At 71.4% G+C, this 15,188-nt stretch carries 18 protein-coding genes; 7 read left to right on the forward strand and 11 right to left on the reverse strand.

Annotated elements, in window-relative coordinates; genetic code table 11:
• Positions 1-21: 21 nt before the first annotated feature.
• From LVO85_RS16310 to LVO85_RS16350, 9 genes are all read right to left on the reverse strand, one after another.
• The gene (locus LVO85_RS16310) at positions 22-813 is read right to left on the reverse strand and encodes an anti-sigma factor (RefSeq protein WP_232748672.1); all 792 of its coding nucleotides are present in this window, start codon (positions 811-813) and stop codon (positions 22-24) included.
• Positions 797-1,393 (reverse strand): RNA polymerase sigma factor, encoded by a 597-nt coding sequence (locus LVO85_RS16315; RefSeq protein WP_232748673.1) that lies wholly within the window; start codon positions 1,391-1,393, stop codon positions 797-799. The genes LVO85_RS16310 and LVO85_RS16315 overlap by 17 nt, the downstream gene beginning before the upstream one ends.
• A gap of 55 nt (positions 1,394-1,448) precedes the next feature.
• Complete coding sequence (locus tag LVO85_RS16320; RefSeq protein WP_232748674.1) at positions 1,449-2,183, reverse strand: class F sortase; 735 nt, start codon at positions 2,181-2,183, stop codon at positions 1,449-1,451.
• Between the two features lie 147 nt (positions 2,184-2,330).
• Entirely contained in the window at positions 2,331-3,134 is an 804-nt protein-coding gene (locus tag LVO85_RS16325; RefSeq protein WP_232748675.1) for a DUF4397 domain-containing protein, read from the reverse strand.
• 119 nt (positions 3,135-3,253) lie between these two features.
• Complete coding sequence (gene dusB / locus LVO85_RS16330) at positions 3,254-4,456, reverse strand: tRNA dihydrouridine synthase DusB (RefSeq protein ID WP_232748676.1); 1,203 nt, start codon at positions 4,454-4,456, stop codon at positions 3,254-3,256.
• A gap of 38 nt (positions 4,457-4,494) precedes the next feature.
• Positions 4,495-5,166, reverse strand: a complete 672-nt coding sequence (locus LVO85_RS16335) for a CE1759 family FMN reductase (RefSeq protein WP_232748677.1) — start codon at positions 5,164-5,166, stop codon at positions 4,495-4,497.
• Positions 5,163-6,299: an LLM class flavin-dependent oxidoreductase gene (locus LVO85_RS16340; protein WP_232748688.1), complete on the reverse strand. Its 1,137-nt coding sequence runs from the start codon at positions 6,297-6,299 to the stop codon at positions 5,163-5,165. The genes LVO85_RS16335 and LVO85_RS16340 overlap by 4 nt, the downstream gene beginning before the upstream one ends.
• Positions 6,300-6,533: 234 nt before the next feature.
• On the reverse strand, positions 6,534-6,950 hold the full coding sequence (locus LVO85_RS16345) for a GNAT family acetyltransferase (protein WP_232748678.1): 417 nt from the start codon (positions 6,948-6,950) through the stop codon (positions 6,534-6,536).
• Positions 6,951-6,958: 8 nt separating this feature from the next.
• Positions 6,959-8,374 carry a glycine--tRNA ligase gene (locus tag LVO85_RS16350; RefSeq protein ID WP_232748679.1) on the reverse strand — a complete coding sequence of 472 codons (1,416 nt, stop codon included), beginning with the start codon at positions 8,372-8,374 and terminating at the stop codon, positions 6,959-6,961.
• Here LVO85_RS16350 and LVO85_RS16355 point away from each other — a divergent pair.
• Genes LVO85_RS16355 through LVO85_RS16375 form a run of 5 tightly spaced genes read left to right on the forward strand, consistent with a single transcriptional unit; the run spans position 8,373 to position 11,950 of the window.
• Positions 8,373-8,702 carry a DUF6703 family protein gene (locus LVO85_RS16355; RefSeq protein WP_332875462.1) on the forward strand — a complete coding sequence of 110 codons (330 nt, stop codon included), beginning with the start codon at positions 8,373-8,375 and terminating at the stop codon, positions 8,700-8,702. The two genes, LVO85_RS16350 and LVO85_RS16355, sit on opposite strands and share 2 nt — an antisense overlap.
• 41 nt (positions 8,703-8,743) lie before the next feature.
• Positions 8,744-9,760, forward strand: coding sequence for a metal ABC transporter substrate-binding protein (locus LVO85_RS16360; RefSeq protein ID WP_232748681.1), 1,017 nt, complete (start codon positions 8,744-8,746; stop codon positions 9,758-9,760).
• The gene (locus LVO85_RS16365; RefSeq protein WP_232748682.1) at positions 9,757-10,566 is read left to right on the forward strand and encodes a metal ABC transporter ATP-binding protein; all 810 of its coding nucleotides are present in this window, start codon (positions 9,757-9,759) and stop codon (positions 10,564-10,566) included. Before LVO85_RS16360 ends, LVO85_RS16365 begins: the two co-directional genes overlap by 4 nt.
• The gene (locus LVO85_RS16370; RefSeq protein WP_232748683.1) at positions 10,566-11,567 is read left to right on the forward strand and encodes a metal ABC transporter permease; all 1,002 of its coding nucleotides are present in this window, start codon (positions 10,566-10,568) and stop codon (positions 11,565-11,567) included. The genes LVO85_RS16365 and LVO85_RS16370 overlap by 1 nt, the downstream gene beginning before the upstream one ends.
• Positions 11,564-11,950: a Fur family transcriptional regulator gene (locus LVO85_RS16375; protein ID WP_232748684.1), complete on the forward strand. Its 387-nt coding sequence runs from the start codon at positions 11,564-11,566 to the stop codon at positions 11,948-11,950. The genes LVO85_RS16370 and LVO85_RS16375 overlap by 4 nt, the downstream gene beginning before the upstream one ends.
• Before the next feature lie 32 nt (positions 11,951-11,982).
• Here the strand turns inward: LVO85_RS16375 and LVO85_RS16380 are convergent, their stop codons facing one another.
• Entirely contained in the window at positions 11,983-12,762 is a 780-nt protein-coding gene (locus tag LVO85_RS16380; RefSeq protein ID WP_232748689.1) for an isoprenyl transferase, read from the reverse strand.
• Between the two features lie 31 nt (positions 12,763-12,793).
• Entirely contained in the window at positions 12,794-13,516 is a 723-nt protein-coding gene (recO, locus tag LVO85_RS16385; protein ID WP_232748685.1) for a DNA repair protein RecO, read from the reverse strand.
• 31 nt (positions 13,517-13,547) lie between these two features.
• On the opposite strand from recO, the gene LVO85_RS16390 reads away from it, so the two are divergent.
• Together LVO85_RS16390 and LVO85_RS16395 are read left to right on the forward strand one after the other, a co-directional pair.
• Positions 13,548-14,435, forward strand: a complete 888-nt coding sequence (locus tag LVO85_RS16390) for a phosphatase PAP2 family protein (protein ID WP_232748686.1) — start codon at positions 13,548-13,550, stop codon at positions 14,433-14,435.
• 11 nt (positions 14,436-14,446) lie between these two features.
• Positions 14,447-15,088, forward strand: a complete 642-nt coding sequence (locus LVO85_RS16395; protein ID WP_232748687.1) for an alpha-ketoglutarate-dependent dioxygenase AlkB — start codon at positions 14,447-14,449, stop codon at positions 15,086-15,088.
• Positions 15,089-15,188: the final 100 nt, after the last annotated feature.

The raw sequence follows: 15,188 nt of genomic DNA on the forward strand, positions 1-15,188 counted from the left end.
GGGGCCGTCCGAGCGAAGGGGTCAACCCTGGACGACCGCGCCTCGCCAGAGGCTGTTGCCGCTGTGTGTCGGGTCACCGTCGTAGTGCTCGACCGAGACGTCGACGACCGGGAAGGTGTCGGTCGACAGGTCGGCCGGCAGCACGAACTCCGTCTGCCCTGCCTGCAGGAGACCGACGGTCACCATGCCGGAGGCGTCCGGCTTGAGCAGCCACACCTCCAGGTAGCCGTCCTCGACCTGCGGCAGCTCGGATGCGTCGAGCACCAGCAGACGTTCACCGTCGCGCTCCACGATCTGCGCCGACGCGGGCTGCACGGTGTCGTCCAGGGCATCCAGCTGGGCCGAGGCCACGACCAGGTCATCGGTGTCGGGGCCGGTGTCGGGGCCGGTGTCGCCCAGGCTCACGCCGACCCAGGTCACCAGCGCGCCTGCTGCGGCCGCCGCCACCAGGCCCAGCCCGGAGACGCCTGTGCGGCGCCCCTGCCTGCTGCCGGACTCTGCGGCCCGCCGCCGGCGGCGCTCACCCACCTCGTCGCGCGGCCCGTCCGTGCCGGGCTGCTCGGTGACGGTGACCGCGGAGGGGTCGCCGGACGAGAGCGGGTCGTCGCTCCCGGCGAGCGCCTGCTCGATGCCGGCCCAGACCCTCGCAGGAGGCGTGTCGGTGACCGGACCACCGACAAGCACCAGCTCCCGCACGGCGCTCAGCGACGCGACCTCCGTCCGGCAGGCTCTGCACCGGGCGACGTGCGCCCGGTCGGCCGCACTGCCCTCGCCGATCGCGAGCAGGGCGAGGTCGTCATGGTCGACGTGCATCTTCACCCTCCTCCAGTCGGTCTCGTAGACGGCGCAGTGTGCGCGCGATGTGGCTCTTGACGGTGCCCAGCGGCAGCTCGAGCCGCTCGGCGATCTGCTGGTGCGTCAGGTCGTGGAAGAACGCCAGCAGGACGATGTGTCGTTGCGGGTCGCCGATCCGCTCGAGCTCTTCGTAGAGCGTGAGCAGCGCGTCCATCCGCTCCGGCGACAGGTGTGCCGGAGCGTGCTCGTGCTCCATCGAGCCCAACAGTCCGCTCGGGTCCGTCAGCACCTCGCTGCCGTGGTGCCGGGTGCCCAGATGGTCGGCGATCCGGTGCCGGGTGATGCCCACCAGCCAGGCCCCCAGGGGCGAGCGCTCCGGGGCGTAGGTCGCCCGGGACTGCCACGCCGAGACGAACACCTGCTGCGTGATGTCGTCCGCGTCCGTGCGCCCGACCGCCTTGGCGGCCAGCCCGTGGACCAGTCCGCCCCAGCGTCGGTAGGCGTCCGCGAGCGCCTCGCTCTGCCCCTGCGCAAACGCGCGGGCCACAGCGCGGTCCTGGTCGGCGTCCGTGCGGACCCCGGTCGTTCGCTCGGTCACCCGTACACCGTACCGACTGCATCGCACTTCCTCCGATCCGTGGACGAGCGCGTCGTCAGCGCTCGTCGATCGGGACCGCGACGACGACGACGTTGTCGCGATAGCTGCTTGCCTCATAGCGCCACGGCCCTCCACAGGTCACCAGCGTCAGTCGGGCCGGACCGGAGCGGTCGAACAGCTCGGTCACCGGGAGCTCGTCCTTCTCGATGGTCTGCCGGCCGACCACGCGGTAGCGGTGCACGGTGCCGTCGTCCATCTCGACCTCGACCTCGGCGTCCATGCCCACGTCCATCAGCGCAGCCATGGCCCCCAGGCCTTCCTGGGTGTCCACATGTCCGGCCAGCACGGCCGAGCCCTCGTCGTCGCCCGGGGTGGGACCGTAGCGGTACCAGCCGGCACGGTCGCCGTCGTCGGGGATCTCCATCAGGCCGTCGTCACGCACCCCGACCTGGTCGAGTGGGGCGTCGAGGTCGACACTCGGCACCCGCAGGCCGACGGGCACGGCCTGGGCTGCTGCCTCGGCCTGCACGGTCTCCAGGCTGGCCGGACGCCGGGCGATCGCCGGCACCGTGGGGGCGGCGCCGGCTCGTGCCTCCGACTCCTCGCGGGCAGAGCCCTCGTCGGGGACGTCACCCGGCTCGGCCTCGGTCTGCTCGACGGAGGCCGTGGCTGCCGACACGTCCAGGGAGCCGATGTCGTCGTCTCCCGTCGCGCCGACGAGGCTGACACCTGCGACGACGAACAGCAGGACGGAGACGGCGAGGACGCCGAACCACCCGTTCCTGCTCATCACATCACTTCCTTCACAGCAAAGGTGCCGGGTGCCGGCGAGCGACCGACCTCGAGGTAGTCGGCCGTCGCCGGCACCCGGCGGGCGGTGGGGTGACCGTGGGCGAAAGGAGCCACGGTCACCGCACCATCAGGGGACGGGTCTGTCTCAGGCCGCGTCCTGAGACAGGCGCCGGGTCGCCACCACAGCACCGGCCGCACCCGTCAGGGCAAGGATCCACATCCAGGTCTGGGCACCGCTGCCCACGAGGCCACCCTCACCGGAGGGCACACCCTCCGGCTCGCCGTGCAGACCGTCGATGGTCTGGACGGCCAGGTCGAGGTTCTCGTCCTCCAGGGAGCCCCAGGCGTAGACGATGGTGTTGGTGCCCTCGGGCAGGTCCAGGGTGGCGGGTCCGATGACCGGCTCCGTGGTGCCCGCAGCAGCCACCGCGGCCTCGACGCTACCCGCGTCGAGCTCGAGGACCTGCTCGTCGGGGTTCTCGAGGCCCTCGATCACGGGGGACCCTCCGGCCAGGACGTCCACGGCCGGGGCGGCGGCGGCGTGCCGCACGGTGAGGCGGGTCTGGCCGGCGTCCAGGGTGGAGACGTCGTTGACGAACGCGCTGAGCATCGGGGCGCCGTCGGCGTCCAGGTGGGCGGCGAGGGTCAGGTTGGCGCCTCCGGGGACCTCCAGGCCCTCGGCGGAGATCGCCGGGTCGGTGGACTCGGGGTCGGCGCCCGCCTCGTAGACCTCGATGTCGTAGGAGCCGGCCGGCAGGGCCTGCGGGTCGGTGAGGGTGCCGGGCTCGAAGCCGGGCAGGAACGCCTCCCCGTTGACCCACACGTCGACGGTCAGGCCGGGCACGCCGTGCAGCACGGACACCTGCGACTCGTGGTCGTCCGCCATGGCGGGACCGGCGGTGGCGACGAGGGCAAGGCTGGCGGCCGCCCCCCAAGCAATGGAACGCATGTCTGTCTCCTCGTAGTTCGGGAAGCCCGTCTGACTCCCTCTGTCCACTACTTCCGGGGTGGAGGCAGGTTTGGATGCAGTTTCGGCAAACTTTTTTTGCCCAGTTGCATCGTCGCAGGTCAACCGCCGCTGACGGACTCCTCGGCCAGAGCGACCCGTGCCTGCTGAGCCTCGTCCAGCCCTCGTGACGCGAGCCACCGGTCGGGCAGGGCCACCATCCGTGAGGAGCCGGCGCGGCCCCGCTGGCCCTCGGCGGCGGCACCGGGCCAGGGCTGGTCGAGGTCGAGGTCGGCGACCAGGTCGTCCAGAGCGGCGAGCGAGTCGACCAGCGCGAGCCGGTGTCGCAGCTCCCCACCCACGGCGAAGCCCTTGAAGTACCACGCGATGTGCTTGCGGATGTCGCGGCAGCCACGGCCCTCGTCGCCGTGGAACTCGACGAGGTACTCCGCGTGGCGACGCAGCGTCGCGGCGACCTCCCCCAGCGACGGCTCGACCCGGGTGTCCGAGCCGCCGAAGGCGGCGGCCAGGTCGGTGAAGAGCCAGGGCCGGCCCAGGCACCCGCGCCCGACCACGACCCCGTCGCAGCCGGTCTCGTACACCATACGCAGGGCGTCCTCGGCCGACCAGATGTCACCGTTGCCCAGGACCGGCACCGTGGTGACGGCCCTCTTGAGCTCGGCGATGCGCGACCAGTCGGCCTGGCCGGAGTAGGCCTGGGCGGCGGTGCGAGCGTGCAGGGCGACCGCCGCCGCGCCTTCGCCCTCGGCGATGCGCCCGGCCTCGAGGTAGGTCACGTGGTCGCTGTCGATGCCGACCCGCATCTTCACGGTGACGGGGACGTCGTAGGGCGTGGCCTCCCGCACCGCGGCGGACACGATGCCCCGGAACAGCTCGGTCTTCCACGGCAGGGCTGCACCCCCACCCTTGCGGGTCACCTTCGGCACGGGACACCCGAAGTTGAGGTCGATGTGGTCCGCACGGTCCTCGGTCACCAGCATCCGCACTGCCGCTGCGACGGTGACGGGGTCGACGCCGTAGAGCTGGATCGAGCGCGGCTGCTCGTCGGCGTCGTGCTCGATGAGCCGCATCGAGACGGGCGTCCGCTCGACCAGCGCGCGCGAGGTGATCATCTCGGAGACGTACAGCGAGGTGGCCCCGCTGGCGCCGTCGGTGCCGGGCCTCTCGGCGCCGTACTGACGGCACAGGCGCCGGAACGCCCGGTTGGTGATCCCGGCCATCGGTGCCAGCACGACGGGCGAGTCGATGACGTGCCGGCCGATGCGCAGCGGCGGCAGCACAGGAGCCGGGGTCGTCGTCAGCACCGCTTCAGGGTACGAGCCGGCGCCGAGGGCTCCCAAACTCAGGTCTGGTGACCCAGCAGCTCCTCGAAGGGCGTGAAGGAGCCCTCGTCCTCGGCCGCCTCCGCCTGCGCCAGGGCATCCGTGGGCCGCGCAGACCGTGTCGTGCCCCAGGACGGCGTGCCCGGCCGGGCGGCGACCAGGTCGCTGAGCTCGTCCGCGGCACGCGCGATGCGCCGGCTCAGCCCCTCACCCGCCTCGTCCTGTCCACCGAAGTCGGACGTGGCGGCGAACACCCCCGTGGGCACGACGACCGCCCGCAGGTACGTGAGCAGCGGGCGCAGCGCGTGGTCCAGCACCAGGGAGTGCCGCTCCGTGCCGGCCGTCGCTGCGATGAGCACCGGGGTGGACTGCAGGACACCGGGGTCCAGGACGTCGAAGAAGGACTTGAACAGACCCGAGTACGACGCGGTGAACACGGGCGTGACCGCGATGACCGCGTCGGCGGAGGCGAGGGACGCCGCGGCAGCGGAGAGGCGGGCCGACGGCATACCGCCCGTGAGCATCGCACTCGTGATGTCGGAGCCGAGCTCGCGCAGCTCGATGGTCTCGACCTCGGGGTCGGCGTCCCGCACCCGCAGCCGGTCGCCGACCGCGTCGGCGATGCGGTCGGCGAGCAGCCGGGTGGAGGAGGGCCGGCTGAGGCCTGCGGTGACCACGACGACGCGGGTCATCGCAGGGCCTCCGCGGAGACCTCGCGCGAGCGGGGACCGACCCTGAAGTGCGCGCCGTCCCGGTCCGCACCCACAAGCGTGGCATGCGTCGGAGGGTCGGAGGGCACGTGGGCGGGGCGTCGGGCCTCGAACTCCTTGCGGAGCACGGGCACGACCTCGGTGCCGAGGATCTCCATCTGCTCCAGCACCGTCGACAGCGGCAGACCCGCGTGGTCGATGAGGAACATCTGGCGCTGGTAGTCACCCACGGCGTCGGCGAAGGTGAGGGTGCGCTCGATGACCTGCTGGGGGCTGCCCACGGTCAGCGGGGTGTCGCGCGTGAACTCCTCCAGCGAGGGTCCGTGGCCGTAGACCGGGGCGACGTCGAAGTAGGGCCGGAACTCCCGGACCGCGTCCTGGCTGTTCTTGCGCATGAACACCTGGCCACCCAGCCCGACGACCGCCTGGTCGGCCCGTCCGTGGCCGTAGTGCTCGAAGCGGCGGCGGTAGAGCTTGACCATCCGGGCCGTGTGCTCGATGTTCCAGAAGATGTGGTTGTGGAAGAACCCGTCGCCGTAGTACGCGGCCTGCTCGGCGATCTCCGGGGTGCGGATCGACCCGTGCCAGACGAAGGGCGGCACGTCGTCCAGTGGCCGTGGCACGGACGTGAAGCCCTGCAGGGGGGTGCGGAAGCGTCCCTGCCAGTCGACGACGTCCTCGCGCCAGAGCCTGCGGAGCAGGTTGTAGTTCTCGACGGCGAGAGCGACGCCGTTGCGGATGTCCTGGCCGAACCACGGGTAGACGGGGCCGGTGTTGCCCCGGCCCAGCATGAGGTCGACCCGTCCACCCGAGAGGTGCTGCAGCAGCGCGTACTCCTCCGCCAGACGCACGGGGTCGTTGGTCGTGATGAGCGTGACCGAGGTCGAGAGCAGCAGACGCTCTGTCTGGGCGGCGATGTTGCCGAGCAGCGTGGTGGGTGAGGAGATGGCGAACGGCGGGTTGTGGTGCTCGCCGATCGCGAAGACGTCGAGGCCGACGGCCTCCGCCTGCCTGGCGATGGCCACCTCTGCCGTGACCTTCTCGGCGTAGGTCGGCTCCCGGCCTGTGGTCGGGTCCGGCGTCATGTCGCCGACCGTGAAGACTCCGAACTGCATGCTGCTCACCTTCCCACGGTGCCCGGGCCCGGTGCCACGGGCGATTGTCCTGCTGCCGTGGATTAAACGGAAGGGTGTTGCACTTCATTCCCGTCTCGGTACGCCCCGGAGGCTCCGCCGTCGACTCGGTGCTGCGCTTCATGACGGGTGCTGCGCTCCAGGACAGCACACGCCAGACAGGACGGCACCGGACAGACAAGGACGGCACCGGACAGGGCAGGACGACGCCCGCGCTCAGTCCGCGATGAGCCGCTTGCCGAGGCCAGTGGCCTCGTCGGGCAGGTAGCCCCACGCCGCGGCACGCGCCAGCTGGGCATCGTTGCCGGGGCGGACCTGCATGGTGACCTTCGGGCACCCCAGTGCGGTGAGCCGCCGCTCGGCCTCTCGGAGGATGGCGGTCCCCAGGCCCCTTCCCTGGTGCTCGGCGTGCACCGCGAGGTAGTAGACCCAGCCGCGGTGCCCGTCGTAGCCGGCCATCGCGGAGGAGACGACCGTGCCGTCCAGCTCCCCCACCAGGAAGAGGTCCGGCTGCACGGTCAGCTTGCGCTCGATGTCGCGGTAGGGGTCGTTCCAGGGGCGGGTCAGACCCGCCTCCTCCCACAGCCGGACCACGGCGACCGTGTCGGCCGGCTCGAAGGGGCGGATCCGCATACGGGACCTCAGCAGCCGACGAGCCGCTGGGCCAGATAGCCCTCGACCTGGTCCAGGGAGACCCGCTCCTGGCTCATCGTGTCGCGCTCGCGCACCGTGACCGCGTGGTCCTCGAGGGTGTCGAAGTCCACCGTGAGGCAGAAGGGGGTGCCGACCTCGTCCTGGCGACGGTAGCGACGACCGATGGCCCCGGCGTCGTCGAAGTCGACCATCCAGTGCCGGCGCAGCTGGGCCGCCAGGTCGCGCGCCTTCGGGGTGAGGTCGGCGTTGCGTGACAGCGGCAGCACGGCGACCTTCGTCGGCGCCAGCCGCGGGTCGAGGCGCAGCACCACACGCTTGTCGACCCCACCCTTGGTGTTGGGCGCCTCGTCCTCGCTGTAGGCATCCACGAGGAAGGTCATCAGCGAACGTGACAACCCGGCCGCCGGCTCGATGACGTAGGGGGTGTAGCGCTCGCCGGAGGCCTGGTCGAAGTAGGACAGCTCGGTGCCCGAGTGCTTGCTGTGCGTGCTCAGGTCGAAGTCGGTGCGGTTGGCGATGCCTTCCAGCTCACCCCACTCCGTGCCGGCGAAGTTGAAGCGGTACTCGATGTCCACGGTGCGGTCCGAGTAGTGCGAGAGCTTCTCGGCAGGGTGCTCGTACTCACGCAGGTTGGCCGGGTCGATGCCGAGGTCGACATACCAGCGCATGCGCTCGTCGATCCAGAACTGGTGCCACTCCTTGGCGGTCGAGGGCTCGACGAAGAACTCCATCTCCATCTGCTCGAACTCACGGGTGCGGAAGATGAAGTTGCCGGGGGTGATCTCGTTGCGGAAGGACTTGCCGACCTGGGCGATGCCGAAAGGCGGCTTCTTGCGGCTGGCGGTCATCACGTTGGCGAAGTTGATGAAGATGCCCTGGGCTGTCTCCGGCCGCAGGTAGTGCAGCCCGGCCTCGTCCTCGATGACACCCAGGTAGGTCTTGAGCATCATGTTGAACTCGCGCGGCTCGGTCCAGGCGCCCTTGGTGCCGCAGTGGGGGCAGGCGATGGTGGCCAGGTCGACGTCGTCGGGGTCGACCGGAGCGTCCCCGGGCCTCGCCTTCTTCGCTGCCTTGTCGGCGACCGCCTCCTGGAGGTGGTCGGCGCGGAAGCGGTGGTGACAGGACTGGCACTCGGTCAGGGGGTCGGAGAACTCACCCACGTGCCCCGAGGCGACCCAGGTCTGCCTCGGCAGGATGATCGAGGAGTCCAGGCCGACCACGTCCTCACGGGACTGCACCATGGCCCGCCACCACTGCCGCTTGATGTTGTCCTTGAGCGCCACACCCAGCGGGCCGTAGTCCCACGCCGCACGGGTGCCTCCGTAGATCTCCCCGCAGGGGAAGACGAACCCACGGCGCTTACAGAGGCTGACGACGGTCTCGACGGTGGAGGGTGCAGACATGCGCGCAATCCTACGGCGACAGCGGACTACCCTTGCACGCGTGTCAGAGAGCCTCCGAACCCGAATCGAGCACGCCAGCAACCGACCGCTTCAGCGCCTGGCGAGCGTCCCCGTGTGGGTGCCCTTCGTCGTCGTCTTCGCCCTGATGCTGACCGGGTCCTTCGTCGGGGGATGGCTCGGTGCCGTGCTCCTGCTCGTGCCGGTCCTGTTCCTGACATGGCTGCTCTACCTCACGTGGCCGCGCCTGCGCACACCGGAGCGCGCCATGCGGCTGGCCGTGCTGGCACTGGTGGTCGCCATCGCGGTGACCCAGGCGCTGCCGTCCTGACACTTTGACAATCATTATCATTCTGGCCGAGACTGGGCGGTATGCCGTCACGACGTCTCCTGCCCCTGGTCACCCTCTCCGCTGCCGCCCTGGTGCTGTCCGCCTGCGGCACGACCGACACCTCACCTGAGGAGGCCACCGCCGAGCCGGGCCAGGACGGCCTGGAGGTCGTCGTGGGCTTCTACCCCCTCGAGTTCGCCACCACCCGCATCGTCGGTGACCTGGCGACGGTGCAGACCCTCACCTCCCCCGGTGTCGACCCGCACGACGTCGAGCTCAGCCCCCGGTCCGTGGCCTCCGTGCAGGCAGCCGACCTCGTCATCCACTCCTCCGGCCTGCAGACAGCGGTCGACGAGGCCGTGGCCCAGCAGGCTGCCGACCACAGCCTGGACGTCAACGAGGCGGCAGACCTCGTCGACACGGGGGGCGCCGACGACCACGACCACGACCACCCCGAGGACACGCACTCCGACGACGACCACTCCGACGACGACCACTCCGACGACGAGCACGCCGACGACGAGCACGCTCACGGCGACGACGACCCGCACTTCTGGCTCGACCCCCAGCGCATGGCCACCGTGTCGCAGGCGATCGCGGACCGGCTGGCGGAGGTCGACCCCGACAACGCGGCGGCCTACCAGGACAACGCGGAGGCGCTGCTCGGCGAGCTGACCGACCTGGACGCGGCCTACTCCGAGGGCCTGTCCTCCTGCGAGCAGGAGGACATGGTGACCACGCACTCCGCCTTCGGCTACGTCGCGCTCAACCACGGCTTCCACCAGATCGGCATCACCGGCGTCACGCCCGACGCCGAGCCCAGCCCCGCCCGGCTCGCCGAGATCACGGAGATCGTCCGCGAGACCGGGGTCGACACGATCTACGCCGAGGTGCTGCTGGGTGCCGACATCGCCGAGACGGTCGCCGGCGAGACCGGAGCACAGGTGCTCGTGCTCGACCCGCTCGAAGGGATCACGGACGCCTCGCCCGGCACCGACTACCTTGAGGTCATGGAGGCCAACCTGGATGTGCTGCGCGAGGGACAGCACTGCGCGTGAGCGCTGACCCCGTCATCTCCGTGCGCTCGGCGTCCTTCGGGTACGCCGGACACACGGTCGTGGCAGACCTCAGTCTCGAGGTGCGCCCGGGCGAGGTCGTCGCGCTCCTGGGGCCGAACGGGTCGGGCAAGTCCACCCTGGTGCGCGGGCTGCTCGGGCTCAACGAGCACCTCGGCGGCGAGGTCCTGGTCCTCGGCGAGCGGCTCTCCCGTCGCTCCGACCGCACCCGCCTGGGCTACGTCCCCCAGCGTCATACGTTGTCCGGCTCGGTCCGCTCGACCGTGCGCGAGGTCGTCGCGACCGGGCGGCTGCCGCACCGCCCCTGGTGGCGTCCGGCCTCGCGCCGGGACGCCGAGCTCGTCGAGGCAGCGCTGGACACGGTCGGGCTCGCCGACCGTGCGAAGGCCGACGTGGCCACGCTGTCGGGCGGCCAGCAGCGACGCGTGCTCATCGCGCGTGCGCTGGTGGGTGAGCCGTCCGTGCTGATCATGGACGAGCCCACCGCCGGGGTCGACGCCGCCTCCCAGGAGGTGCTCGCCGAGGTGCTCCGGCGCCTCGTCGCCACCGGCGTCACCATGCTGGTGGTCACGCACGAGCTGGCGGCCCTGCGGGGCATCGTGGACCGGATCGTCGAGATGGACGCCGGTCACATCCACTTCGACGGCACACCGGAGGGGTATGCCGAGCACACGGCACAGATCGTCCACGCGGCCTCGCACGGCCACCACCACGACCCGCCCCCGGCGCCCCCGGAGATCCTCCGCGGGCCCTACGACCCCGTGGCCCCCGTCGGGGAGGAGCGGTGATGGCCGACCTGCTCGCGCTGGACTTCATGCGCAACGCGCTGCTGGCGGCGCTGTTCGTCGGGCTGGCGGCTCCGCTAGTCGGCATCTTCCTCGTGCAGCGGCGGCTGTCGCTCATCGGCGACGGCATGGGCCACGTCGCCCTGGCCGGCGTGGCGGTCGGTGTGCTGACCGACCGCGAGCCGCTGCTCACCGCGCTGACGGCGGCGCTGGTGGCCGGCGTGGCCATCGAGATGATCCGGATGCGGGGCCGCACCAGCGGTGACGTCGCCCTGGCCATCATGTTCTACGGGGGCATCGCCGCCGGCGTGGTCATCATCAACAAGGTCGACGGAAGCCAGACGTCCAACCTCACCGGCTACCTCTTCGGTGCCATCACGACGACCACCCGGGAGGACCTGGTCGTCTTCGGTGTGCTCTCGCTCGCCATCGTCACCGTCACCACCGTGCTGCGGCAGCGGCTGTTCGCGGTGGCCGGCGACGAGGAGCACTCGCGTGCCAGCGGCCTTCCCGTGACGGCGCTGAACCTGCTCCTGGCCGCTCTCACCGCGGTGACCGTGGTGGTCGCCATGCGCGTGGTAGGCCTGCTGCTCATCAGTGCTCTCATGATCGTGCCGAACGCCGCCGCACAGCAGGTCGCCCGCAGCTTCCGCACGGCCACGTGGTGGGCGGTCAGCTTCGGGGTGCTGGCCTCGGTCGGTGGGGTGGTGACCTCGTTCTACGCCGACACGGCGACCGGCGGCACCATCGTGCTCCTGGCGATCGCCGTGTTCGCGGTGGTCATGCTGGGCAGCGCCGTGGCACGGCCGCTGCTCGCACGCCGGCACCGGATGGCCGAGCGGCATCCCCACGAGCACGGTCCGGGGTGCGGCCACGAGGCCGTGCCGCACGACGACCACGTCGACTACCTGCACGACGGTCATCTGCACGCGCCGCACGAGGGCCACTACGACGAGCACGCCGAGACACCCGACGACCGATCGACCGAACAGGTGACCCGATGACCGAGACCCGCCGCCGCCCGACGCGACAGCAGGCTGCTGTGACCGCCCGGCTCGAGATGACCGAGGACTTCACCTCAGCACAGGACCTGCACGCCCGGATGCGCGAGTCCGGGGAGAGCGTGGGCCTGGCCACGGTCTACCGCACGCTCACCGCGCTGGCGGCCAGCGGCGAGGTGGACGTGCTGCGCACCGACGACGGCGAGGCCGTCTACCGCATGTGCAGCACCGGTCACCACCACCACCTGGTCTGCCGCGACTGCGGGCGCACGGTCGAGATCGAGGGACCCACCGTCGAACGCTGGACGGAGCGCGTGGCCGCCGAGCACGGCTTCACCGACGTCTCGCACACCCTGGAGATCTTCGGCAGCTGCTCGGACCACTGACCCGCCGCCGGGCGGTCCGGCCGACCGCGGTCTCAGGTGTCGGAGCGGTCGACCGCTCCCCCGTAGCGGCGGTCGCGTGCGGCGTAGATCTCCACGGCGCGCCAGAGGTCGAGCCGGTCGAAGTCCGGCCAGAGCGTGTCGAGGAAGACCATCTCGGCGTAGGCGCTCTGCCACAGGAGGAAGTTGGACGTGCGCTGCTCGCCCGAGGAGCGCACGAAGAGGTCGACGTCGGGCATCTGCGGGTCGTAGAGGTGGCGGGCCACCGTGCGCTCGTCGATCCTGGACGGGTCCAGACGGCCCTCCGCGACCGCCTCGCCGATCCGTCGCGCGGCGTCGCCGATCTCGGCGCGGCCCCCGTAGTTGACGCACATCGTCAGAGTGAGCACGTCGTTGTCCCGGGTCAGCTCCTCTGCAGCCCGCAGCTCCTTGACCACCGAGCGCCACAGCCGCGGGGCGCGCCCGGACCATCGCACGCGCACCCCCCAGGCGTGCATCTCGTCGCGGCGGCGTCGGATGACGTCACGGTTGAAGCCCATGAGGAAGCGCACCTCCTCCGGAGAACGCCGCCAGTTCTCGGTCGAGAAGGCGTAGGCGCTCAGGTGGGTCACGCCGATCTCGATGGCGCCCGCGACCACATCGAGCAGCGATGCCTCGCCCATGCGGTGACCCTCGACACGGGGCAGTCCGCGCTCGTTGGCCCAGCGACCGTTGCCGTCCATCACCACCGCGACGTGCCGCGGCACGAACTGCGCCGGGATGCCCGGCGGGCGGGCGCCGCTGGGATGCGGGAACGGTGGCTGCACCTGCCGCATCATGCCAGACCCCGTCACCCTGTCAGGGAGGTCAGCCGAGGTAGCCCAGGGAGCGCACACTGCGCTCGAGGTGCCACTGCAGGTATGCCGCCACGAGCCCGCTCGCCTCGGTGCGGTGACGGGGGAGGCTGGCATCCGCGTCGGCCCAGTCGCCGCTCATGAGGGCCCCTAGGAGGGCGAGGGTCTCCGCAGCCGGGGCTGCAGAGCCGGACGGACGGCAAGCCGGGCAGACAGCTCCGCCGACGGCCACGTTGAAGGCCCGGTGCGGCCCCTGTGCCCCGCACCGAGCACAGTCGTGGAAGCTCGCGGCCCACCCGGCGATGGCCAGGGCACGCAGCAGGTAGGAGTCGAGCACCATCCGCGGGGTGTGGACCCCGGAGGCCAGGGCGGCCAGGGCCCCGGCCAGGAGCACGAACTGCTGCATCGCGGGCTCGTGCCCCCCGGTGAGCTGGTCAGCGGTCTCCAGCATGGCGTTGGCCGCCGTCCAGGCGTCGTAGTCGTGCGAGATCGCCTCTCCGTAGGACGCGAGCCCCTCGGCCTGGGTCACGGTGTCGAGGCTGCGCCCCTCGTAGCACTGCACGTCGACGACCATGCCGGGTTCGAGGCGGGCCCCGAACTTCGACTTCGTCCGACGCACCCCCTTGGCGACCACACGCACCTTGCCCCGGCCGCGCGTCAGCAGGGTCACGATGCGGTCGGCCTCCCCCAGCTTGTGGGTGCGCAGCACGATCGCGGCGTCACGGTAGAGGGGCATGTCCCCATTGTGGCCTGTCACAATGGCGCGCGTGCTCGACGACCGGACCCGCCGCGGCATTGCGACCACCCTCGCCGTGCTCTCCGCCCTCGCCCTCCTCGCCCTGGTGAGGGTCTTCCTGCAGAGCGAACGGGGGCAGGTCGTGGACAACCTGGGACGGGACACCGCAGCGGCCGGGACCGCCGCCGACTACTCGGAGGACTTCCTCACGGTCGTCTCCACCGGCTTCGTGGCGGCCTGTCTCGCGGCACTGCTCCTGGTGGCGGTGGTGCAACGACACTGGCAGTCGGCGGTGGGTGCGGTGGTGGTGGTGGGGGGCGCCAACCTCACGACGCAGCTGCTCAAGGACGTGCTGACCAGGCCCGACTACGGCGTCGACATCGGGGCCGGCAACAGCCTGCCCAGCGGGCACACCACCGTGGCGGCCTCACTCGGTGCGGCGGCCCTCCTGGTCACCCCGCACCGGTGGCGTCCCCTTGTGGCCCTGCTCGCGGCCGGCTACACCGCAGCCACCGGGGTGGCGACGCTGCTGGGCGGCTGGCACCGCCCGTCCGACGTCCTCGCGGCCGTGACCGTCGTCGCCGTCTGGAGCCTAGCGGTCTCCGCCGCTCTGCCGCTGAGGTCGCCGGTCGCCGCGGAGCACGGGCTGGAACAGCCGCCCCCCGCCGACCCGGCCGGGTGGCGGCGCGGCTGGGGCGAGGTCGCCGCCACCCGGCTGCTCGCCGTCGGCACCGCCCTCGGGGCGGTGGTCGCCGTCGGGGGGCTCGTGCTGGTGCTGGCAGGCTGGATCGGCCCGGGCACGCCCTCCGTGGTGCGGTACGTCGGCCCGGCGGCGGCGTCCTTCGCCGCCGCGTGCGCGCTGGCGTGGGCCACCCTGCTGCTGACACCACGCACTGACAATGTCGTACATACGTACTAACATCGGGTGTCATGAACGTGGCACTCCAAGGATCGTTGCTGGACCAGGCCGAGGACGTCGGGCTGCGCCCGCTCGGTGCGTCCGTCCGTCGCACGCACCTGTCGGACGGCGCCTGGCTGGACCTGCGCCCGGGCTGGGTCACCGGTTCCGACGAGCTCTTCGCCCGTCTGTCGCTGGGCGGACCCGCCGGGGTGCAGTGGCGTGGTGAACGACGGCAGATGTACGACCGCGAGGTGGAGACACCACGTCTGCTGCGCTTCTACCGGGAGGGCGAGCAGCTCCCCGACCGGGTGCTCGCCCAGGCGCGCGAGGCGCTGAGCCGGCACTATGCCGACGAGCTCGGCGAGCCGTTCGCGACGGCAGGGATGTGCCTCTACCGGGACGGTCGCGACAGCGTGGCCTGGCACGGTGACCGGTTCGGACGCGGCAGCGAGCGGGACACCCTGGTAGCGATCGTCTCCATCGGGGCACCCCGCGCCCTGGCCCTACGACCGCGTGGCGGCGGAGCCTCGGTGCGGCACGTGCTCGGCCACGGCGACCTCCTCGTGATGGGCGGGTCCTGCCAGCGCACATGGGACCACGCGGTCCCCAAGACGAGCCGGCCGGCGGGCCCGAGGATCAGCGTCCAGTTCAGGCCTCGCGGGGTGCGCTAGCTGTACTGACCACGGAGGTTGGGTACGGAACCGGGGTGTCGACGTGACATGAGGAAGACCTCCGAGTGAGGTGTGGAGCTGTCTAAGGAACCGCTCCTCA

This window comes from Ornithinimicrobium sediminis, from assembly GCF_021272345.1.
Lineage (GTDB): Bacteria > Actinomycetota > Actinomycetes > Actinomycetales > Dermatophilaceae > Ornithinicoccus > Ornithinicoccus sediminis_B.